The 23,593-nt window shown below is 34.3% G+C and carries 19 protein-coding genes; 17 read left to right on the plus strand and 2 right to left on the minus strand.

The window, feature by feature from the left end; genetic code table 11:
- The first annotated feature begins 60 nt into the window (after positions 1–60).
- The 4 genes from uvrB to PP176A_RS10040 all read left to right on the plus strand — a co-directional run bounded on the left by uvrB (position 61) and on the right by PP176A_RS10040 (position 7,322).
- Entirely contained in the window at positions 61–2,031 is a 1,971-nt protein-coding gene (gene uvrB / locus PP176A_RS10025; protein ID WP_071140335.1) for an excinuclease ABC subunit UvrB, read from the plus strand.
- A 4-nt stretch (positions 2,032–2,035) separates the two neighbouring features.
- The gene (gene uvrA, locus PP176A_RS10030; RefSeq protein ID WP_071140336.1) at positions 2,036–4,855 is read left to right on the plus strand and encodes an excinuclease ABC subunit UvrA; all 2,820 of its coding nucleotides are present in this window, start codon (positions 2,036–2,038) and stop codon (positions 4,853–4,855) included.
- A gap of 56 nt (positions 4,856–4,911) precedes the next feature.
- Positions 4,912–5,460 (plus strand): hypothetical protein, encoded by a 549-nt coding sequence (locus PP176A_RS10035; RefSeq protein ID WP_071140337.1) that lies wholly within the window; start codon positions 4,912–4,914, stop codon positions 5,458–5,460.
- An 83-nt stretch (positions 5,461–5,543) separates the two neighbouring features.
- Complete coding sequence (locus tag PP176A_RS10040; RefSeq protein ID WP_071140338.1) at positions 5,544–7,322, plus strand: aminopeptidase P family protein; 1,779 nt, start codon at positions 5,544–5,546, stop codon at positions 7,320–7,322.
- Positions 7,323–7,358: 36 nt separating this feature from the next.
- On the opposite strand, the gene PP176A_RS10045 is transcribed toward PP176A_RS10040, so the two are convergent.
- Positions 7,359–8,039, minus strand: a complete 681-nt coding sequence (locus PP176A_RS10045; protein WP_071140339.1) for a hypothetical protein — start codon at positions 8,037–8,039, stop codon at positions 7,359–7,361.
- A 131-nt stretch (positions 8,040–8,170) separates the two neighbouring features.
- On the opposite strand from PP176A_RS10045, the gene uvrC reads away from it, so the two are divergent.
- From uvrC to PP176A_RS10095, 10 genes are all read left to right on the plus strand, one after another.
- The gene (uvrC, locus tag PP176A_RS10050; protein ID WP_071140340.1) at positions 8,171–10,027 is read left to right on the plus strand and encodes an excinuclease ABC subunit UvrC; all 1,857 of its coding nucleotides are present in this window, start codon (positions 8,171–8,173) and stop codon (positions 10,025–10,027) included.
- Positions 10,028–10,039: 12 nt separating this feature from the next.
- Positions 10,040–10,228: a PspC domain-containing protein gene (locus tag PP176A_RS10055; RefSeq protein WP_071140341.1), complete on the plus strand. Its 189-nt coding sequence runs from the start codon at positions 10,040–10,042 to the stop codon at positions 10,226–10,228.
- 20 nt (positions 10,229–10,248) lie between these two features.
- A complete protein-coding gene (gene hprK, locus PP176A_RS10060; RefSeq protein ID WP_071140342.1) occupies positions 10,249–11,190 on the plus strand; it encodes an HPr(Ser) kinase/phosphatase in 942 nt (313 codons plus the stop codon).
- A 213-nt stretch (positions 11,191–11,403) separates the two neighbouring features.
- Positions 11,404–14,928: a pyruvate:ferredoxin (flavodoxin) oxidoreductase gene (gene nifJ, locus PP176A_RS10065; protein ID WP_071140343.1), complete on the plus strand. Its 3,525-nt coding sequence runs from the start codon at positions 11,404–11,406 to the stop codon at positions 14,926–14,928.
- An 80-nt stretch (positions 14,929–15,008) separates the two neighbouring features.
- Positions 15,009–15,986, plus strand: a complete 978-nt coding sequence (locus PP176A_RS10070; RefSeq protein WP_071140344.1) for a S66 family peptidase — start codon at positions 15,009–15,011, stop codon at positions 15,984–15,986.
- Positions 15,987–16,118: 132 nt separating this feature from the next.
- Positions 16,119–17,438: an ABC transporter substrate-binding protein gene (locus PP176A_RS10075; RefSeq protein ID WP_083381901.1), complete on the plus strand. Its 1,320-nt coding sequence runs from the start codon at positions 16,119–16,121 to the stop codon at positions 17,436–17,438.
- A 98-nt stretch (positions 17,439–17,536) separates the two neighbouring features.
- Complete coding sequence (murB, locus tag PP176A_RS10080; RefSeq protein WP_373419514.1) at positions 17,537–18,397, plus strand: UDP-N-acetylmuramate dehydrogenase; 861 nt, start codon at positions 17,537–17,539, stop codon at positions 18,395–18,397.
- Positions 18,398–18,407: 10 nt separating this feature from the next.
- Complete coding sequence (locus PP176A_RS10085; protein ID WP_071140345.1) at positions 18,408–19,142, plus strand: PHP domain-containing protein; 735 nt, start codon at positions 18,408–18,410, stop codon at positions 19,140–19,142.
- 23 nt (positions 19,143–19,165) lie between these two features.
- On the plus strand, positions 19,166–20,017 hold the full coding sequence (rapZ, locus tag PP176A_RS10090; RefSeq protein WP_071140363.1) for an RNase adapter RapZ: 852 nt from the start codon (positions 19,166–19,168) through the stop codon (positions 20,015–20,017).
- An 18-nt stretch (positions 20,018–20,035) separates the two neighbouring features.
- Complete coding sequence (locus PP176A_RS10095) at positions 20,036–21,064, plus strand: gluconeogenesis factor YvcK family protein (RefSeq protein ID WP_083381902.1); 1,029 nt, start codon at positions 20,036–20,038, stop codon at positions 21,062–21,064.
- 8 nt (positions 21,065–21,072) lie between these two features.
- Here the strand turns inward: PP176A_RS10095 and PP176A_RS10100 are convergent, their stop codons facing one another.
- Positions 21,073–21,600: a hypothetical protein gene (locus tag PP176A_RS10100; RefSeq protein ID WP_071140346.1), complete on the minus strand. Its 528-nt coding sequence runs from the start codon at positions 21,598–21,600 to the stop codon at positions 21,073–21,075.
- 310 nt (positions 21,601–21,910) lie between these two features.
- Between PP176A_RS10100 and PP176A_RS10105 the strand changes: the two genes are divergently transcribed.
- The 3 genes from PP176A_RS10105 to PP176A_RS10115 are packed head-to-tail and all read left to right on the plus strand — an operon-like array spanning position 21,911 to position 23,561.
- Positions 21,911–22,318: an NUDIX hydrolase gene (locus PP176A_RS10105; protein ID WP_071140347.1), complete on the plus strand. Its 408-nt coding sequence runs from the start codon at positions 21,911–21,913 to the stop codon at positions 22,316–22,318.
- Positions 22,319–22,333: 15 nt separating this feature from the next.
- Complete coding sequence (gene whiA, locus PP176A_RS10110; protein ID WP_071140348.1) at positions 22,334–23,293, plus strand: DNA-binding protein WhiA; 960 nt, start codon at positions 22,334–22,336, stop codon at positions 23,291–23,293.
- Between the two features lies 1 nt (position 23,294).
- Positions 23,295–23,561: an HPr family phosphocarrier protein gene (locus PP176A_RS10115; RefSeq protein ID WP_071140349.1), complete on the plus strand. Its 267-nt coding sequence runs from the start codon at positions 23,295–23,297 to the stop codon at positions 23,559–23,561.
- Positions 23,562–23,593 lie beyond the last annotated feature (32 nt).

Below are 23,593 nucleotides of genomic sequence, written 5' to 3' on the forward strand. Positions count from 1 at the left end.
TGATATATATTATAATGGTATTATTGCATACGAACATGCGTTCAATGAGAGGTGATAAGTATGGGTAAATTTAAAATAAGATCGGATTTTAAACTTGAAGGAGATCAACTAAAGGCGGTAAATCAGATTTCCAAGGGGATTATAGATGGGATAAAATACCAGACCCTTTTGGGAGTTACCGGTTCGGGAAAGACTTTTACTATGGCCAATATCATTGAAAGAGTTCAAAAGCCTACTTTGATAATTGCACATAATAAAACCTTGGCATATCAACTTGCTAGTGAATTCAGAGAGTTTTTTCCGGATAGTGCGGTAGAATATTTTGTAAGCTATTATGATTATTATCAACCGGAAGCTTATGTGCCTCAGACGGATACTTATATTGAGAAGGATGCATCCATCAATGATGAAATAGATAAATTAAGACATTCAGCCACTGCAGCTTTATTTGAAAGAAGAGATGTGATAATTGTTGCCAGTGTATCATGTATTTATGGATTGGGAGATCCTATAGATTATGAAAATCTTGTTGTTTCTTTAAGGCCGGGAATGGTAAAGGATAGAGATGAAATAATCAAGAAGTTGGTAGATATACAATATATAAGAAATGACATTAATTTTACAAGAGGGACATTTAGAGTGAGAGGGGATGTTTTGGAAATATTCCCCGCATCATCCAGTGAACATACTATAAGAGTAGAATTCTTCGGAGATGAAATTGACAGAATAGTGGAGGTAAATTATATTACAGGAGAAATTATAGGATTGAGGTCCCATGTATCAATATTTCCGGCATCTCATTTTGCCACTTCGGAAGATAAAGTAAAATCTGCGATTATAAGGATTCAAAATGAGCTGGAGACAAGGCTTAAAGAACTCAGGAGTGAAAATAAACTTTTGGAAGCTCAAAGACTTGAACAGAGAACTAAATATGATTTGGAGATGCTTAAGGAGATGGGGTACTGTCAAGGAATAGAAAATTACTCCAGACATTTAAGCGGAAGGGGAGCAGGAAGCAGGCCTTTTACTTTAATAGATTATTTTCCCAAGGATTTTCTTATGATGATAGATGAATCTCATGTAACGATACCCCAGATAAGGGGTATGTATGAAGGGGATAAATCGAGAAAAACCACTTTGGTAGAATATGGTTTTAGACTTCCTTCGGCATTGGATAACAGACCTCTTAAATTTAATGAGTTTGAAGATCATATTAATCAAATAGTATTTGTAAGTGCAACTCCCGGGCCTTATGAGATTAAACATTCGGCAAAAGTTGTAGAACAGATTATAAGGCCTACGGGATTATTGGATCCGGAATTGGAAGTAAGGCCTACACAACATCAGATAGATAATCTGATTAAGGAAATAAGGATAAGAGCTGAAAGAAAAGAAAGAGTTCTTGTTACGACTTTAACTAAAAAGATGGCAGAGGATTTAACTAATTATTTTAAAGAGATAGGAATAAAAGTTACTTATCTTCATTCTGATATAAAAACCATAGAAAGAATGGAAATCATCAGGGATTTAAGAATGGGTAAGTATGATGTCTTGGTAGGGATAAATTTGTTGAGAGAAGGATTGGATTTACCGGAAGTATCATTAATAGCCATACTGGATGCGGACAAAGAAGGATTTTTAAGAAGCGAGACCTCCTTAGTTCAGACTATAGGGAGAGCTGCAAGAAATGTGAATGGAAAGGTAATAATGTATGGAGATGTTATTACGGAATCAATGAACAAAGCAATAACTGAAACTTACAGAAGAAGAAAGATACAAGATGAATATAATAAAGAACATCACATAATTCCTAAAACTATAAAGAAAGGGATACGGGATATTATAGAGGCTACAAAGGTCGTGGAAGAAGACGGTAAATATGATACAAAGGTATCCAAGGTTGAGGCTTTAGATATGATCGAAAATTTAAGAGAGGAAATGCTGAAAGAGGCAGAAAACTTAAACTTTGAAAAAGCAGCGGAATTAAGAGATAAAATGATAGAGCTAAAGAAAAAGGTAAACCAGAGGTGATAAAATGTCAAAGGAAAATATAATAATAAAAGGGGCAAGAGAACATAATTTAAAGAACATTGATGTAGAACTTCCAAGAAACAAGTTGATAGTTATTACAGGGCTAAGCGGCTCAGGAAAGTCTTCTCTTGCTTTTGATACTATTTATGCAGAAGGACAAAGAAGATATGTCGAAAGCCTTTCTTCCTATGCCAGACAATTTTTGGGACAAATGGAGAAGCCGGATGTGGATTACATAGAGGGACTTTCTCCTGCTATATCCATAGATCAGAAGACGACTAATAAAAACCCCAGATCTACAGTAGGAACCGTAACTGAAATATATGATTATCTGAGACTTCTGTTTGCACGAATAGGAACTCCTTATTGTTATAAATGCGGAAAGGAAATTTCAAGTCAGACGGTAGACCAGATGGTAGATAAAATAATGAGTCTAAATGATAAAACAAGAATCCAAATTCTTTCTCCTATAATAAGGGGAAAGAAAGGAGAACATCAAAAAATCATCGAAAATATAAAAAAGGACGGTTTTTTAAGGGTAGTAGTAGACGGTCAAACCTATGAGGTATCGGATGAAATAAAAATGGAAAAGAATAAGAAACATACTATTGAAGTAGTAGTTGATAGGGTGATAGTAAAAGAAGGAGTAGAAGGAAGACTTACGGATTCCCTTGAAACAGCCCTTAAATTATCCGACGGCCTTGTAATAATTGATATTATAGGGAAAGAAAAAATAATGTTCAGTGAAAAACTTGCATGCCCTGACTGCGGAGTTGTTATAGAAGAACTTTCTCCAAGGATGTTTTCCTTTAACAGTCCCTTTGGAATGTGTCCGGAGTGTAATGGAATAGGATATTATAAAAAAATTGATCCGGACCTTATAATTCCAAATCCCTCTTTAAGTATAAATCAAGGAGGGCTTGCTCCTTACAGCGGTTCTGCAGAAGATACTTATTATTATCAGATATTTAAAACAATAGCCGATTCCTATAACTTTAGCATGGATGCCCCATTAAATACTGCTCCCAAAGAATTTTTGAATGAAATTTTATATGGAACTAAGGGGTCAATTAGTTTTGAATTTAACAGCCATTTTAGCGGAAGGCGAAGTTTTAACGGAAGATTTGAAGGTATCGTTCCGAATTTGGAAAGAAGATATAGGGAGACCAATTCAGATTATATAAGGGATAAGATTAATGATTTTATGGCTGAAAGGCCGTGTACCAAATGTCACGGAAAAAGGCTTAAAGATGAAATATTGGCGGTAAAAATTAATGGCCTGAATATATGGGATGTTACCAATCTTTCTTTAAAATCGGCTCTTGATTTTTTTAACAACATAAAGCTTACGGAAAGACAAGAACTCATTGCTCATCAGATTTTGAAAGAAATAAGATCAAGGCTGAAATTTCTTCAAGATGTAGGCCTTGAATATTTGACGTTGTCAAGAAGCGCCTCAACATTATCGGGAGGGGAGTCTCAGAGAATCCGTCTAGCTACTCAAATAGGGTCAAGCCTTGTGGGAGTTGTATATGTATTGGACGAACCGAGTATAGGGCTTCATCAGAGAGATAATGAAAAGCTTCTAAAGACGCTGAAAAATTTAAGGGATCTGGGCAATACTCTTATAGTCGTGGAGCATGATGAAGATACAATGAGAAATGCCGATTATATCGTAGATATCGGTCCGGGAGCGGGAATTCACGGAGGATATTTAGTTGCCGAAGGGACGGTAAAGGACATAGAAAAATGTAAAGAGTCCATAACAGGACAGTATTTATCGGGGAAGAAAAAAATCGACATTCCTAATAAGAGAAGAGAACCAAATGGAAAATGGATTGAAATTGTAGGGGCTAAAGAAAATAATTTGAAAAATATTGATGTCAAGATACCTCTTGGAGTACTTATATGTGTTACCGGAGTGTCAGGTTCGGGCAAAAGTACTTTGATAAATGAAATATTATATAAAAGCCTTGCTCAGAAATTGAACAGATCAAAGGCAAAGCCCGGAAAATACGACGAAATAAGGGGAGTAGAAAATTTGGACAAAGTAATTGTTATAGACCAGTCTCCTATAGGAAGAACTCCCAGGTCTAATCCTGCTACTTATACAGGAGTTTTTGATTATATAAGGGACGTATTTGCTATGACTCCAGATGCTAAAATGAAGGGGTATAAAAAAGGAAGATTTAGTTTTAATGTAAAAGGCGGAAGATGTGAAGCGTGTAACGGGGACGGGATAATTAAAATTGAAATGCATTTTCTCCCCGATGTGTACGTGCCTTGCGAGGTGTGCAAAGGAAAGAGGTACAATAGAGAAACTCTCCAGGTAAAATATAAGGGAAAAAGCATATCGGATATTTTGGATATGACAGTAGAAGAGGCAGTTGGATTTTTTGAGAATATCCCTAATATAAAAAGAAAAATTCAAACCTTGTATGATGTAGGGCTGGGATATATAAAATTGGGGCAGCCTTCAACCCAACTTTCCGGAGGAGAAGCACAGAGGATAAAGCTTGCTACGGAATTGAGTAAAAGAAGTACCGGAAAAACTTTGTATGTTTTGGATGAGCCTACGACAGGTCTTCATGTAGCTGATATTCATAAATTAATAAATATATTGGAAAAATTGGTGGAGGGAGGCAATTCCGTAGTGGTAATCGAACATAACATGGATGTAATTAAAACTTCTGATTATATACTGGATTTAGGACCCGAAGGTGGAGATGAAGGCGGAAGAGTCATAGCCCAAGGAACTCCCGAGGAGGTAGCGAAAGTAAAGAATTCTTATACGGGACAATTCTTAAAGAAAATCCTTGAATAAATTGAGTTTAAAATCCTCAAATTTTGTCTATAATTCCTTTAAAGGAGGGGTTATAGATGAAAAAGAGGATTTTTTTATTTATTGTTGTTATGGTTATGGCTTTTATGATATATTCAATGGCATTTTCTCAAGGGGAATCGGTAAAGATAAATGTGTTCTTTAAGGAGTTTGTATTGAAAGTAAAAGACGAATGGACGAATTTGGGCAGAAGTGTATTCATATATAATAACAGGATATATGCACCTATTTCCGAAATAGTGAGAATCATGGGAGGAGAGGCGGCCTTAGATGAAGAGAACAAAACAGTAGAAATAAAAACATATAAGGATTTTTCCGAATGTGATTATCTTAAAGGAGAAAAATTTGTCTATGGTTTGATTACTGAAATAAATTATGAAAAGAATGAGGTGGAAATAGAACAGCATTTTGATGATAATTCCGTAGAAGTATTTCCGGTATTGAAAGTAAGAAAGGATGTAATAATTCTATTTGAGAGAAATGAAAATAAAATGAATATTTCATTTAATGATTTAAAAGTGGGAGATGTAATAGGGGCGACATTGGATAAGAATGGATATGTGAGAGGAATTATCCTGTCAAGGTAATTAATTAATATTTGTTAAAATAAAATACTCTTATCTTGTGATATAATGAATGTAATATAATGAAATTACAAGGAGGTAAGAGGATGATCATTAATGAAAGAATTAAAAGCTTGAGAAAATTAATGAAGGAAAAAGGGATAAATGCTTATATTATACCCACTTTTGATCCTCATCAGAGCGAATATCTTGGAGATCATTGGCAGGATCGGGTATGGATTTCAGGATTTACCGGTTCTGCAGGGACTGTGGTGATAACTGAAAGAAAAGCAATACTGTGGACTGATGGCCGATATTTTATTCAAGCGGAAAAACAAATTGAAGATAGTGAAATAGAGTTGTTTAAAATGGGAATGCCGGGAGTTCCTACTTATCAGGAATGGATTATCGATAATTTGAAGCCGGGAGATACTGTGGGAATAAACGGAAAAATATTTCCCCAATCAGATGTGAAAAATATGGAGAAAAAGTTTTCTTCGAAAAATATAAAGATTGTAGATAGTGAGGATCTGATAGGAGAATTGTGGTCGGACAGGCCTGAGCTTCCGATGGATAAAATATTTGTTCATGATGCTAAATATGCCGGGAAGACTCCAAGAGAAAAAATTGAAGAAGTAAGAGGGGAATTGAAAAAGAAAGGGGCGGACTATTATATACTGGGCAGCTTAGATGATATAGCATGGCTTTATAATATCAGAGGCAATGATGTCAGATGTAATCCTGTAGTTACCTCTTATGCTTTGATATCCATGGAGAAGGCATTTCTTTTTGTTCATCAAGAAAAAGTTCCGAATGAAGTCAGAGAAGAGTTAAAGAAAAATGGAATCGATATAGAAGAATACAATGAAATAAGAAAATATGCAGAAGAAATTCCGAGAGGGAAAAATGTATTTTTAGATCCTTCAAGGATTAACAGATGGCTGTATAAAAGCATACCTAAGGAGTGCCATATAATAGAAGGAATTAATATTACAACAACATTAAAGGGAGTTAAAAATTCCGTAGAGATAGAAAATCTGAAGAATGCTTATATAAAAGACGGAGTAGCTTTGGTAAAATTCATCTATTGGCTTAAAAACAATATAGGCAAGATTTCCATGACTGAAATATCTGCTGAGGACAAATTGGAGGATTTCAGGAAACAGCAAAAACTATTTGTTGAACCGAGTTTTGATACCATATGTGCCTATAAGGATCATGCTGCAATGATGCACTATTCGGCTACAAAAGAATCTCAGTATACTTTAGAAAAAGAAGGTATGCTACTTATAGATTCGGGAGGTCAATATTTAGACGGAACTACGGATATAACCAGAACCTTTATTCTCGGAAATATTTCCGAAGAGGAAAAAAGAAGTTATACACTGACCTTGAAAGGGCATATAGATCTGATAAAAACCAGATTTTTATATGGGGCTACAGGTTCGAGTTTAGATATTATGGCAAGATTTCCTTTATGGCAGGAAGGAATAGATTATAAATGCGGCACAGGTCATGGAGTGGGATTTTTCTTGAATGTTCATGAAGGACCTCACAGAATAAGTCCCGTCCCTAACGATATTAAGATGGAAAAGGGTATGGTAGTGACCGTTGAACCGGGAGTATATAAGGAAGGAAAATATGGTATAAGAATAGAAAACGATGTTGTAGTTCATGAGGATATAAATACTGATTCAGGACAGTTTATGAAATTTGAAATTCTGTCTTACTGTCCTATAGATTTGGAAGGAATAATTCCGGAACTTCTTGATGAAAGTGAGAGAAAATGGCTGAATAATTATCATGAGAAGGTATATGATAAATTATCTCCTTATTTAAATGAAGAAGAAAAAAGATGGCTTAAGGAAGTAACAAGGAATATATAATTTTATATGAATTTAAGAAAGATCAGCTATAAAAAATCAACTGATCTTTCTTGTTTCTATTCCATTCTTTTTAAGAATGGATATTATTTTGTTTATGGTATTCTTATCTTCTTTTAATACTAATTTTCCCTGTTCGTATTGAATAAATATCTGAATTTTATCGGGGTAGAAAATATAACTGTCTATTGCATTATAAGGATAGTACCCTTCCAAATTGTCTATAGGTTTTCCGAGAGGAATATATAATCTTAAGTCCAATCCGGCCACTATTATTCCTCTTTCCGTAAAATAAGTTTTCAAACTATTTTTTGAAACTCTTAACAAAAGTTCAAATATTACAATCGAAGGGAAAAACATAAATATATTAATTAAAGGAACGTTTTTGAACGATAAATCCCTTATAAGAGGGGTAAAATATATAAGAAATACTAATAAATAAATCCAAAGTTTTTCTGACAATGTAAATTTATCGATGTTTGCGGAAAGAAGTACCTTTTCCTTTAGTAACAGTTTTTTATTCCATCTTTTATTTAAAGAGCCTTGAAAAGTTATAAAAAACATAAGACCTAATGTCAATATGAGGTTTATTAAAATAGTTCTGGTGCTTTGGTTATTTAAATTGAAAAAAAGGCTCATGGTATTGGAAAGAGCGTATATAAATATTATAGTTACTAAAATGGATATAAAAAAGGATAAAGATTTTTTAACTGATATCATTCATTTACCTCCCGATTTTCTGTATTAATATTATTATACAATAATAAAAAAATCTGTTCAATTGTATACTGATAATATGATAATATATTTTAGAAGATTAAAACTTATATTTTAATGACAAAGGTGATTTTATGTTTAATATAGAAGAGGAATTAAAGAAGATACCGGATAAGCCCGGAGTGTATATAATGAAAAGCATAAACGACGAAATAATATATGTGGGGAAGGCAATTTCATTAAAAAAAAGGGTGAGACAATACTTTCAATCTTCACGTAATAATACTCCCAAGGTAAATGCAATGGTGAAAAATATCAGTGAATTTGAGTATATAATAGTAGACAATGAAGTGGAAGCCCTGATTTTGGAGTCCACTTTAATAAAGAAACATAAGCCTAAATACAATATACTTTTGAGAGATGATAAGTCTTATCCATATATTAAAATAACAACTAATGAGAAATTTCCTCGGATAATAAAGGTAAGAAGGGTTTTAAAAGACGGGGCTAAATATTTTGGACCATATCCAAGCGGATATGCAGTAAACAATACATTAGAAATAATAAATAACCTTTATCCTATCAGAATGTGTAATTTAAACTTGGAAAAGGATATGGGAAAGAAGAGACCTTGTTTAAATTATTATATAGGAAGATGTTTGGCGCCTTGCCAGGGCAATATAGATGAAAAGGAATATATGAAATATATTGACGAGATAATAATGTTTCTCAACGGAAAGGAAGAAAAATTAGTAGAGGTTATAGAAAATAAGATGAAGGATGCTTCGGAAAAACTTGATTTTGAAAGTGCTGCAAGGTATAGAGATCAGTTTAATTCTTTAAATATTATATTGGAAAAACAAAAGGTAGTATCTACAAACGTAACTGATCAGGATGTAATAGGAATGGCTAAAGGCACAGACGATTCATGTGTTCAGATATTCTTTATAAGAGGCGGAAAAATAATAGGACGAGAACATTTTATATTGGAGGATACTTTTGAAGAAGAGAGAGGAAGGATATTGAGTTCCTTTATTAAACAGTTTTATATTGGAACAGCATATGTTCCAAAGGAAATATATGTAGAAACAGAATTTGAAGATATGGAGCTTATATCTAAATGGCTTGGTGAGAAAAGAGGTTCTAAGGTTAAGTTTAAAATACCTCAGAGAGGAGAAAAAAGCCAGTTAATGGAAATGGTGAAGGATAACGCTCAGGACATGTTAATTAAACATAGCGAAGAAATAAAGAAGAAGAAGATGGAGAAAGAAGGAACTTTATTGGAGCTTAAAAATATTTTATCTATGGATAAAATTCCCATGAGGATAGAAGCTTATGATATTTCTGATATTCAGGGGATAGAGCCTGTTGGCTCTATGGTGGTCTATGAAAACGGGGATGCCAAGAAGAGTGATTATAGGAGATTTAAAATAAGGACGGTTACAGGTCCTAATGATTATGCAAGTATGGAGGAAATAATAAAAAGAAGATTTAAGAGAGGGGTAGAAGAAAGAGAAAACTTTAAGGAGAAGGATATAAGATTCGAGGGATTTTCATCCTTTCCGGATTTGATAATGATAGATGGAGGAAAAGGACAAGTATCTATAGCCGAAGAAGTTATAGACAACATGGGGATAAGAATTCCCGTATGTGGATTGGTAAAAGATGATTACCACAGGACCAGAGGAATAGTGTATAATGGAAGAGAGATATATATAGAAAAAAATTCTCCTCTTTTTAGGTTTATAACTCGTGTTCAAGATGAAGCTCATAGGTTTGCGATAAGTTACCATAGGAGCTTAAGAAGTAAGGATATATTTAAATCACAGTTAGACGATATAAGAGGAATAGGTAAAAAAAGAAAGGTTTCTCTTTTGAAACATTTTGGTTCTGTTGAAAATATAAAGAATGCATCTTTGGAAGAGTTAAAAAAAGCAGAGGGAATGAATATAAAAGCTGCAGAAGAAGTATACAATTATTTTAGAAAATAAGGGGGATTCAATATGACAAAAAGGTTGTACAGGTCGGCAAAGGACAGGAAGATATGTGGGATATGTGCAGGAATAGGTGAATATTTGGATGTTGATCCTACCATCATAAGATTAGTCTGGATATTGTTTACTGTTTTTTCTGCCGGCATTGGTGGAGTTTTAGCATATTTTTTAGCTTGTTTGGTTATACCGGAGCAATAGAAGGGAGATAAAGGTAATTTATGAATTATGTTACTTTGGATAAATTGGTTAAGGATTTGGACTTGGAAATTATATATGCTTCAGATGATATAAGTCAGGTGAAAATCAATAAAAGTGAGGTAAATAGGCCGGGGCTTCAAATGGCAGGTTATTTTGAACATTTTGCTTTTGAAAGGCTTCAGGTAATCGGAACTGTAGAATGGTATTACAGCAATAATCTGGAAGAAAAAACGAGGATTGAAAGGATGAGAAAAATTTTTTCTTATCCTATTCCTGCTGTAATTATCTCACGAGGATTACCGGTTTTTCCTGAAATGCTGCAGTTTGCCAAGGAAAAAAATATATCGATATTTAGAACGGGTATTTCCACTACTAAACTTATCAATGTATTGATTAATCACCTTGACTATGTTTTGGCTCCGGAAATGACGGTTCACGGAGTATTGGTTGAAGTATACGGCATGGGCATCCTTTTAATGGGACAAAGCGGAGTGGGAAAATCGGAAACCGCATTGGAGCTAATAAAGAGAGGCCATAGACTTATAGCGGACGATATAGTGGAAATTAAAAGGATGGAAGATGAAATAAGAGGAGTATGCCCTGAAATAATACGACATTTTATGGAGATCAGAGGTATAGGAATCTTAGATATTGAGAGACTATATGGTGTAGGAGCGGTAAAGAGCTGGAGCTTTATAGATTTAGTCATACAATTGGAATATTGGGACGAAAGTAAGGAGTATGACAGAGTAGGGCTGGATGAAGAATATACGGAAATATTGGATAAAAGGATTCCCAAATTGGTTATTCCGGTACGCCCGGGCAGAAATACGGCAACTATAGTGGAAGTTGCTGCCAGAAATACCAGGCAGAAACTTTTGGGATATAGTGCGGCAAGAGAAATGGATAAAAGAGTAAAATCTGAAATTGAAAGAAGAAAAAAAGAAGTTCAGGGACATTGATACAAAATAATCAAATTTATTTAAATTAATTTTAATTATAATAATACAAGAATAAAAATGTTTTCAATTAAAAGCATTGGCAGTTAGATGTTGACTTTAATATTAATGTTTACTATACTTAAATTGTGAATTGTTTGAGAAACTAAAAAAGTATTATATTTCATTTATAGTGTTAGTTTTTCTACAAAGTATTTATTTAGGGGGGTTTATTTAATGTCAAAAGTTATGAAGACCATGGATGGAAATACGGCAGCTGCATATGTAGCCTATGCATTTACAGATGTGGCGGCAATATATCCTATTACGCCTTCTTCTACAATGGCGGAATTGATTGATGATTGGTCGGCCCATGGCAAAAAAAATATTTTCGGACAAAGGGTAAAGGTTACAGAAATGCAATCGGAAGCAGGAGCAAGCGGTGCAGTCCATGGCTCACTTTCAGCCGGAGCATTGACTTCGACCTTTACGGCATCTCAAGGCTTGTTGCTTATGATACCTAATATGTATAAGATTGCAGGAGAATTGCTTCCCGGAGTATTTCACGTTTCAGCAAGAGCATTGGCAAGTCATGCATTGTCTATCTTTGGAGATCACCAGGATGTTATGGCTACAAGGCAGACAGGATTTGCATTGCTTTGTTCGGGAGGAGTTCAGGAAGTAATGGATCTGGCAGGAGTTGCACATCTAAGTGCAATAAAGGGAAAGGTTCCTTTCTTGCATTTCTTTGACGGGTTTAGAACAAGTCATGAAATTCAAAAGATAGAAGTAATAGATTATGATGTATTTAAAGATTTAATTGATATGGATGCAGTTAATGAATTCAGGAATCGTTCTTTAAATCCTGAAAGACCTTATATAAAAGGAACTGCTCAAAATCCTGATATTTATTTTCAGGAAAGAGAAGCTTCAAATACATTCTATGAAAAGATACCTGACCTGGTTAACGATTATATGCAGGAGATAAACAAAGTTACAGGGAGAGATTATAAGCCCTTTAATTATTACGGAGATCCGGAAGCTGAAAATATAATAATAGCTATGGGGTCGGTAACGGAAACTATAGAAGAAACAATTGACTATTTGAGAGCAAAGGGTGAGAAGGTAGGAGTAATAAAGGTACATCTATACAGACCTTTCTCAGCAAAATATTTCTTCGATGTTCTTCCCAAGACTGTTAAGAAAATATCCGTGTTGGATAGAACTAAAGAGCCGGGAGCAATAGGTGAACCCTTATATATTGATGTGAAATCATTGTTCTATGGGAAAGAAAATGCTCCTTTAATTGTAGGTGGGAGATACGGATTAGGATCAAAGGATACTACTCCGTCACAAATAAAAGCGGTTTATGACAACCTTAAATCAGGAAGTCCAAAAGATGGTTTTACTATAGGCATAGTAGATGATGTAACTCATTTATCCTTAGATGTAAAGGAAGTAATAAAGACCGCTCCTGAAGGAACGATCAGATGTAAATTCTGGGGGTTAGGCTCAGACGGTACAGTTGGAGCCAATAAGAGTGCTATAAAAATTATAGGTGACGAAACAGATCTTTATGCTCAAGGATATTTTTCCTATGACTCCAAGAAATCCGGAGGAGTAACTATATCCCATTTAAGATTTGGAAAGAAACCTATAAAATCGACTTACCTCATTGAGGAATCAGATTTTATATCATGTTCAAAACAGGCTTATTTGCATCAATATGACGTTTTAGACGGACTAAGAGACGGAGGGACATTCCTTCTTAATTGTACTTGGAAAAATGAAGAATTGGAAGAAAAGCTTCCTGGAAATGTAAAAAGATATTTAGCAGAACATAATATAAATTTCTATACAATAGATGCTACGGATATAGCAAGTAAAATAGGCCTAGGGAACAGAACAAACATGATTATGCAGTCGGCTTTTTTCAAACTTGCCGATGTTATTCCCATGGATGATGCGGTTAAATACCTGAAGAAATCCATAGCTAAAACTTACGGCAGAAAAGGTGAAGAAGTAGTTAATATGAACTATAAAGCCGTAGATAAAGGAATTGAATTGTTAAATAAAGTTCAGGTGACCTCTTCATGGAAAGGTGCCAAAGACGATAAAGAAGTTTCCAAGAAAGAAGTCCCAGATTTTATAAAGAATATTTTGGAACCTATGAATAGACAAGAAGGAGATAAACTTCCGGTAAGCACTTTTGCAGGAATGGAAGACGGAGTATTCCCCAGCGGAACTGCTGCTTATGAAAAGAGAGGGATAGCAGTAAATGTTCCCGAATGGCAGATAGATAAATGTATTCAATGTAACCAATGTTCTTTCGTTTGTCCTCATGCAGTAATAAGGCCGTTCTTGCTAAATGAAGAAGAAGTTGAAAACAAACCTGAAAGCTTTGAAACCAAGAAAGCTTTAGGGAAAGGCCTTGAAGGACTGGAATACAGGATTCAGATAAGTCCGTTGGATTGTACCGGCTGCGGAAATTGTGCGGATATTTGTCCTGCCAAAGGAAAAGCATTAGTTATGAAGCCATTGGAAGAGCAAGCGGAAACTCAGATTCCGAATTGGGAATATGCAATGAAAGTATCGGTTAAAGATGATTTGATGTCTTTAAACAGTATTAAGGGAAGCCAGTTTTCACAGCCTCTGCTTGAATTCTCGGGAGCTTGTGCCGGATGTGGAGAGACACCTTATGCAAAACTTGCAACTCAGTTGTTTGGAGACAGGATGATTATAGCTAATGCTACAGGTTGTTCATCAATATGGGGAGCAAGTGCGCCTTCAATGCCTTATTGTACTAATAAAGAAGGTAAAGGACCGGCTTGGGCAAATTCCTTGTTTGAAGATAATGCCGAATATGGTTATGGAATGGCTGTAGCAGTTAAACAAATGAGAAGCAAAATTGAAGATTTAATGAAGGAGTTTATTGCGTCAAATATAGACCAAGAGATATCAAATGTATTTGATGAGTGGATAAAGGGAAAAGAAGATGCAAGAAGCTCAAAAGCTGCGGCTCTTAAGATACTTCCTCTTTTGAAAAAAGAAGTGTCTGATGAGAGAGGCAAGGAAATACTTGCAGAAATTACGGAATTAAAGGATTATCTAATCAAGAAATCCGTATGGGTCTTCGGTGGTGACGGCTGGGCATATGATATAGGCTTTGGAGGACTTGACCATGTGTTAGCATCGGGAGAAAATATCAATGTATTGGTATTTGATACAGAGGTATATTCAAATACAGGAGGCCAATCTTCGAAATCCACTCCGACAGCGGCTGTTGCTAAATTTGCTTCTTCGGGAAAAAGGATTAGAAAGAAAGACTTAGGAATGATTGCAGCATCTTATGGATATGTATATGTGGCACAGGTATCCATGGGAGCAGATAAGAATCAGTTCATTAAAGCTCTGACTGAAGCGGAAAATTATGACGGACCATCTTTAATAATAGCTTATGCTCCATGTATTAATCATGGAATCAGAGCAGGGATGGGAACTACTCAAAATGAAGAAAAGAAAGCGGTAGATACAGGATACTGGCATCTGTATAGATATAATCCTCTTCTTAAAGAAGAAGGAAAGAATCCGTTTATATTGGATTCCAAGGAACCAAAAGAACCATTTATGGATTTCATCAACGGTGAAGTAAGATATACTTCTTTAAAGAAGACTTTCCCCGAATCGGCAGATGAGCTATTCAAGAAGGCCGAGGAAGATGCTAAGGAAAGATATGAGAAATATAAAAAGATGGCTGAATAAATTTGAATCAATAAAAGATGGAGAAGCTCAGCTTCTCCATCTTTTACATATAAGAAAAATTTATTTTAGAAGGTGAGCTTATGGTTATACCTGAAAAGTTAAAAGAGGGAGACGAGATTAGAGTTATAGCTCCCGCACGAAGTTTAAAGATTATAAAGGAAGAACAAAGAAATATTGCAAATAACCGATTGACACAAATGGGTTTGAAAATTAGTTTTTCTAAAAATTGTGAATCCAGTGACGAATTTATGTCTTCAACAATTGAAGAAAGAATAGAGGATTTACATGAAGCCTTTTCGGATAAAAATGTAAAGGGAATTTTAACTGTGATTGGCGGACATAATTCCAATCAGTTATTAAAGTATATAGATTATGATTTGATTAAGAATAATCCTAAAATATTATGCGGTTATTCCGATATAACGGCACTGGCAAATGCAATATACGGGAAAACCGCCTTAGTTACATATTCGGGTCCGCACTATTCCACCTTTGGAATGAAAAAAGGAATAGAATATACTATCGAATATTTTAAAAAATGTCTTTTTTCAGAGAGACCTTTTACCGTTTTGCCTTCCGAAGAATGGAGCGATGATCCATGGTATTTATCCCAAGATAACAGAAAGTTTTATAAAAATACAGGATATAATGTAATAAATAAAGGCAGGGCCTGTGGAAAAATATTGGGAGGGAATCTATGTACTTTAAACTTACTGCAGGGAACTGAGTTCATGCCGGATTTAAAGGATGCAGTATTATTTATTGAAGATGATGAATTGACTTTTCCAGAGAATTTTGACAGGGATTTACAATCCTTAATACATCAGCCGGATTTTGAAAGAGTAAAAGGAATTGTTATAGGAAGATTTCAACTAGCATCCAGAATGGAAGATGAAAAATTAGTTAAAATAATAAGATCTAAAAGGGAATTAAAGAATATACCCGTAATTTCAAATGTGGATTTTGGACATACAACTCCCAATATGACTTTTCCTATTGGAGGACATGTGGAATTAATTGCAGATAAAGAAGCTGAGATAATGATTAAAGACCACTAATTTGTATTTAAATTTAATGTTAAACTTTTAAGAGAAATATCCGATATGAGTTTTTATGACGGGTATTTCTTTTAAGTTTTTTGTACATAAAGATTTTTGAATTTGAATATTTATAGTTAGGAGGTGAGTCTTATGAGTGTAAGAGTAATTAAAATATTATCGGGAATTATTTTAATTATTTTCATGATATTTTGGAGTTATAATATGATTTTTAAGGATATAAAAAGTTTAATTCCCGCTGAAGAAGAACTTTATTCCGGAATTATAAATATTGGGGATTTTCCCCGGTTAACTGCTGAGACAGGAAGTAAATACGGGTGGATTCAGGAAAGAATAAAAAGATTTGAAAAAAGATATCCGGGAGTATACATTGAATTTACTCCAATGGATGAAAAAGAAGGATATAGTAAAATGAAGGAAGAAATGGATAAAGGGAATTTTCCCGATATTATTCCGGTGAACAATATGTTTCCTTATTTTGATAAATTGCAACCTTTAAACGAGTACTTTACGGAAGAAGAATTGGAAAGTTTGAGAATTCAGGCAACGAATGAAATTAAGGAAGAAAATGATTTTTTATCTCTTCCCGTAATGCTTACCACTTATACTATGTATCTCAATTTAGATTTATTTAATGAAAGAGGGGTATCTCCTCCTCTGGACGGAAATTGGACCTATAAAGAATTTGTTGACGTTCTTAAGAAGCTCACTTATGATTCTGATGGAGATGGAATAGTCGACAGATATGGTTTTTTATCATTTGTAGAAGAAGACAGCTATAATATTTGGGGAATGATTATCAGTGACGGAGCTCAAATAATTGATCCGAAAAGGGATAGATATGCTTTTTATGGGGAAAAATCTATGAAGGGGTTAGAAAAGGTAATGGACCTGAAAACCAAATATGAGGTAGCTCCGGGGCTGTTCGGGTACTTAGACGAGAGTGAATGTTGGGAAATGTTTACAAAGGAGAAGGTTATTGGGGTATATCCCGGAGGAAGCTGGTTGATTCCAACACTTCAAAGACTAAAGGATTCGGGAGAGGGATTTAACTTTGATATTGCAAATTATCCTATGGGGGATGAAAAGCTTCCGACCGTACTAAGCAGCGGAATAATTTCTTATGGAATAATGAAAGGGGAAGATGAGAAAAAAACGGATATGTGTGTAAGGTTCTTAAAGTATCTGTTAGAAGAAAGTTCTCAAAGATCATTGGAATCTATAGGAACATTTCCGGTAATAAGGGGAATAGAAGGAATGTATTCAGACGATATATATATGCAGAGAATAGAAGACAGTCTGTCTTATACAAGGTATATTCCCGTAAGTGAAGAATGGATTGGAATAGAGAAGGTAATACAGCAGGAAGTTAAGTTTGCAATACAGGGGTATAAAACTTCTTATGAGGCTATAGAGGATGCTAAAAATAGAGTGGAATTATTACTGCAATAAGGTATAATAATTAATATGAGATGAATATTGTTATAGGAGTGGTTTTCTTGTTGGAAAATATCAAAAATATTTTTAACGATGTTATAATTAAAGGAAGCATGCTTATCGGTGAACCGATGAAAGCTCATACTTCATTTAAAATAGGGGGACCGGCAGATTTAATGGTTATACCGGGAAATGAAGGAGAACTTTTAAATGCTATAAATATATGCAGAAATAATAAAATTAACTTTTATATAATGGGAAATGGAACTAATTTGTTGGTGAGCGACAAGGGAATAAGGGGAGTAGTCATAAAGCTCGGAGATGGGTTAGGTGAGATAAGGATAGAAAATAATATTATTAAAGCGGGAGCCGGAGCGTTGTTAAGTACTATAAGTAAGGTTGCCATGAAGAATTTCCTTAAAGGGATGGAATTCGCAAGCGGGATTCCCGGGAGCATAGGCGGAGCCGTAATGATGAATGCGGGAGCTTATGGCGGTGAAATGAAAGATATAATAAGCCGAGTGAAATGCTTAAATAAAGATGGCGATATAGTATATTTTAACAGAGATGAGATGAATTTCAGGTATAGAAAAAGCCGAATAGGAGATGAAAATTTAATAGCATTGGAAGCAGAAATTGAACTCAATTACGGAGATAGAGAAGAAATTGAAAAGAAAATGAATGAATTAAGAGACAGAAGAAATTTAAAACAACCTCTGAATGTTCCCAGTGGGGGAAGTACCTTTAAAAGGCCTGAAGGATTTTTTGCGGGGAAACTTATTGAAGATTCGGGACTTAGAGGTTTGAGATTCGGAGGAGCACAAGTTTCGGAAAAACACTGCGGATTTATTGTTAATATAGATAATGCAACATGTGAAGATGTTAAGAAATTGATAGGAATAGTACAGAAAGTTGTTCAAGATAATTTTGATCTTATATTAGAACCTGAGATAAAAATAATTGGAGAAGAGTAGAGGACATTTTATGAAAATATACGGAGACTATCATACTCATACTGTATTCAGTCATGGAAAAGGTACTATAAGAGAAAATGCGGAAGCAGGGATTAAAAAAGGACTTAAGGAAATTGCCATAACAGATCATGGATTTAGGCATATATCTTATGGAGTAAAGCGAAAGAATATCAAGGTAATGAGAGAAGAAATAAATGCCTTGAATCAGGAATATGAGGGAAGAATAAGAATATTGCTTGGAATAGAAGCAAACGTAATAGGATATGATGGGAAAATAGATGTAGATGATGAGATGCTGAGTTATCTTGATATTCTGCTTTTGGGATATCATTTTGGAGCAATCCCGTCTACATTTTCCGACGGAAACAAGCTATATTTTTTAAACCCTTTGGGGAAAATATCTTTATCAATTAGGGAGAAAATGGCAGGGCAAAATACGGAGGCTCTTATAAATGCTATGAATAGATATCCCATAGATATTATTACCCATCCAGGCTCAAAAGTACCGGTGGATATTAAGCGGCTATCTCGTGCAGCTGCTGAGAGAGGAGTTTCTCTGGAAATAAATTCTCACCACAGTCAGCTTTCTGTGGAAAATATCCGAATTGCAATGGAAGAAAAAGTTACATTTTATATAAACAGTGATGCTCATATACCGGAAGATGTAGGAAATATTGATGAAGGTATAGAAAGAGCATTAAAAGCGGGATTACCTTTTGAAAGAATATTAAACATAAGAAAATAGAAAAGAGGTGAAGAAATATGACTATGGAATTTTTAATAATAACAGGCCTTTCCGGCTCAGGAAAAAGCCAGGCTATGAAAGCCATGGAGGATATCGGCTATTATTGTATGGACAACCTTCCGCCTCAACTTCTTCCTAAATTTGCTGAATTATGTTATCAGTCAAAGAGTAATATACAAAAAGTAGCGGTAGTTGTTGATATCAGAGGAGGAATATTTTTTGATGATTTATTTGAGAGCCTTAATACACTGAAAATTCAAGGGTTTAAATACAGAATTTTGTTTTTGGATACGGCAGACAGTGAATTGGTAAAAAGATATAAGGAATTGAGACGTCCTCATCCTTTAAGTCCTACGGGAAGAATAATAGATGGAATTTCTAAGGAGAGGGAACTTTTTAGGGAAGTTAAAAAGAGGGCTGACTATATTATTGATACCACCAATTTAACTATTGGTATGCTTAAGAGGGAAATAGAAACCATATTTCTTGAAGGAAAAGAATCTAAAAAGCTTACAATTTTGGTAGTTTCTTTCGGATTTAAGCATGGTATATTGCTGGATGCGGATTTGGTCTTTGACGTGAGATTTCTTCCCAATCCTTATTATATTCCGGAGCTTAAGAACTTTACAGGAAATGATGATAATGTAAGGGATTATGTACTGAAGTGGGAACAGACAAAAATTTTTATTGAAAAGTTGAAAGATATGCTTGACTTTCTCATACCATATTATATAAAGGAAGGAAAAACTCAATTGGTGATTGGAATAGGATGTACCGGCGGGGTCCATCGCTCGGTGTCCATTGCCAATGTTATATACAAAGAATTAAAAGAAAAAGGAAACAGAATTATTTTGCGCCATAGGGATTTAAAGTAAGGGGGAAGATATATAGGTATGAATACTGGAAAATCGGTAAGAAAAAAATTTTTGTCCAAGGGACCTAAAATTGTGGCTATAGGAGGAGGAACGGGACTTTCCATATTATTAAGAGGAATGAAAGAATATACATCTAATATAACCGCTATAGTAACGGTAGCAGATGACGGGGGGGGTTCTGGAATATTAAGAGAAGATTTGGATATGCTTCCTCCGGGAGATATAAGAAGTTGTATTCTGGCTCTTGCAAATACGGAACCGACAATGGCAAGATTACTACAGTACAGGTTTAAAGAAGGAAGTCTCAAGGGACAGAATTTCGGGAATCTTTTTATTGCTGCAATGAATGAAATATATGGAAGTTTTGAAGTAGCAGTGAGGGAAACCTGTAATGTTTTGGCGGTAACCGGAAAGGTTCTGCCGGTAACTCTGGAAAAGGTAAAGCTTCATGCGGTTCTTAAAAACGGGGAAAAAGTTCACGGGGAGTCAAATATTCCTTTGATAAATAAAGCAATGTCCAGCCAAATTGACCATGTATATATAGAACCGGAAATCAGTTTTCCCATGAAAGAAGCTATTGATGCTATAGAAGAAGCGGATGCTATTGTACTGGGACCCGGAAGTTTATATACCAGTGTTATACCGAATCTTTTAATAAAGGATATGGCCGATACCATATCGGCTGCAGATGGAATTAAAATTTATATTTCTAATGTAATGACTCAGCCTGGAGAAACTGACGGATATTCCTTATGGGATCATGTAAATGCAATAATTTACCATAGCAGAGAGGATTTAATAGATTATGTAATTGCAAATGTAGAAGAGATACCTGAAGAGACTCTCAAAAAATACAGTGAAGATGGGGCTACTCCTGTAATTTTTTCAAAGGAGGATGAAGAAAAGTTGAATTCCATAGGAATTGGGATAATAAAGGAAAATCTTATTGATATAAAGAAAAATTATATTCGCCATGACAGCATAAAATTATGTGAAATAATTACAAGAATGGCAAAAGAAAAGAGAGCGAAAAAGGCTTTTGATTAGATTTTAATTTAATGTTTTCTGCTTTTTTCATTGATCATCTTTGATATGAGATTTCCGGCGGATTTTTTAGTTAAATTTTCATAGGCGATGTTCATATTCAGTTCATCGGATAATTTTTTAATTGTGTCAATCTGCCTTTTTGTGGGCAATTCATCGATAAAATCCGTAACCTCTTTTTTATCTTCCGAGGGAACATCTTCATTAAACAATATTTCTTCAAAAGCGGTCATTCCTATATTTGTTAAATCTCTTAAAGCTCTTGCTTTCGCCCTGGTAGAAGCTATTCTGATTAGATGAGGTACTAAGTTAGAATTTACCGATTGAGGATTAGCATCTCCTATGTCTGTAAATTTTTCTTTATCTGTAAATGCGGTAGCTTTACAAATAGCAGTATAATTATTTTCCTTCTGTGGAAATTGAATTAATTCCACATCCATGGATTTTAAATTTTTTTGGTGAGCCAGGTCTAAAAGGCCTTCATAAGTTACAAAATTTTTTCCGTTAATATTTATTATGAATTTTTCATTTATATTCATTATTATCATCCTCTATAAAATATTTAGGTTTTAAGATACCTATAAACTAAACTGTAAAATCAATTAAATTAGTAAAATTTGTTGACTTATCGTAAAAATCCTTTATAATATATTGTTATAAAATTTATTTAAAATAAACCAAGGAACTTATGACAAATGGACCATTATATGATAAACTTAAATAAAAAATAACTGAGTGCTTTAATTTGTTAAAATATTTTGTTAAAATTATTTTTTTTATAGTATAATTAATTTAAATGATATCATTGCAATTTATCTTTATTTATATATAGAATTAGGAGTGAAGAATATGTTGCAGGAGATAAGTGCTGGAGGTGTAGTAGTGTTTAGCAATACTATTCTTCTTTTAAAAAAATTCAATGGCGATTGGGTATTGCCTAAAGGGAGAATTGAAAAATCAGAAAAGATAGGAGATACGGCTTTAAGAGAAGTATTTGAAGAAGGTGGGGTAAAGGCACAAATACTAAAGTATATTGGAAAAGTAAGTTATAAATTTAGCAATGTACGAGAAGATGAAATTATTTATAAAACTGTTCATTGGTATCTTATGACTACGAAGAGTATGGAGTGCGTCCCGCAAAAAAGTGAGGGATTTGCTGAAGCGGCTTTCGTTTACATGGGTCGGGTTCCGGATATAATTAAATATGAAGATGAAAGAAATATTGTTTTAAAAGCAATATCTTTGATTAATATATAGATGGGGGAGATGAATATGTCTTTTTCCACGCTGACAAAGAATGAACTTTCAAGAATTCCTATTAAAAATAACTGTTGTATGAAGGCAGAATTAGCTTCTCTTTTGAAGACCAATGGGTCAATTCAGATAAATGGCAAAAGAAAAATACATTTAAAATTGATAACTGAAAATGCCGCTATTGCGAGAAGGATATTTACATTATTGAAAACGTTATATAATAGTGAAATTGAAGTAATGGTAAGAAAAAACAGGCAGCTTAAAAAGAATAACAGCTATTTCATAGTAATTTCAAATAGTCAGCAGACGATAGAAATATTAAAGGACTTAGGATTGATAGAAGATATTTTATCAAAAAATTGTTTGACCACTTATAAAATACCGAAAAAATTAGTAGAAAAGAGGTGCTGTAAGAGGGCCTATATCAGAGGGGCTTTTTTAGGGGGTGGCTCTATTAGTAATCCGGAAAAAACATATCACTTAGAGTTTGTTGTAAATTCTCTGGAACATGCTGAAGGACTTTCCCGTTTAATTAATAGTTTTTCTTTAAATTCCAAAATTGTCTTAAGAAAAGAGAATTATGTTGTATATTTAAAAGAAGGAGAACAGATAGTGGATCTCCTGAATATAATGGGTGCACACTCTGCCTTGCTGGATTTGGAAAATATCAGGGTGATTAAAGAAGTGCGAAATAATATTAATAGAATAGTGAATTGTGAGACTGCTAATCTGGGAAAAACTATAGATGCTTCTTTAAGGCAAATTGAAAATATAGAGTATATTAAAAGTACCATTGGATTAAATAAAATTCCTAAAAGTCTTTCCGATTTGGCATATGTGAGATTGAGTCATAAAGATTCAAGCCTTAAAGAATTGGGAAAGATGCTTGATCCTCCGGTAGGTAAATCCGGAGTCAATCATCGATTTAGAAAAATAGAAAATATTGCAGAAGATATCAAAAGAGAAAGGAGAAATTAAAATGTATTCAAAGAAGGTTATTATAAATAATGAGGTTGGGCTCCATGCAAGACCTGCAGCGTTGTTTGTTCGAGTTGCAAATAAGTTTTTAAGTCAGATAAATATTGAATCAAAAGGCAGAAAAGTAAACGGCAAGAGTATAATGGGAGTGATGTCCTTAGGAGCATTCCAGGGAGAGGAGATAATTATTACAGCCAGAGGAGAGGACGAAAAAGAAGCTGTTGAAGCTTTGGTAGAATTGCTTTCAAAGAAGTTGGAAGATATATAGAGTAGGGTATCCTACTCTTTTTGTTAGTTAGA

It is taken from the genome of Sporanaerobacter sp. PP17-6a, assembly GCF_900095615.1.
Classification (GTDB): domain Bacteria; phylum Bacillota; class Clostridia; order Tissierellales; family Acidilutibacteraceae; genus Acidilutibacter; species Acidilutibacter cellobiosedens.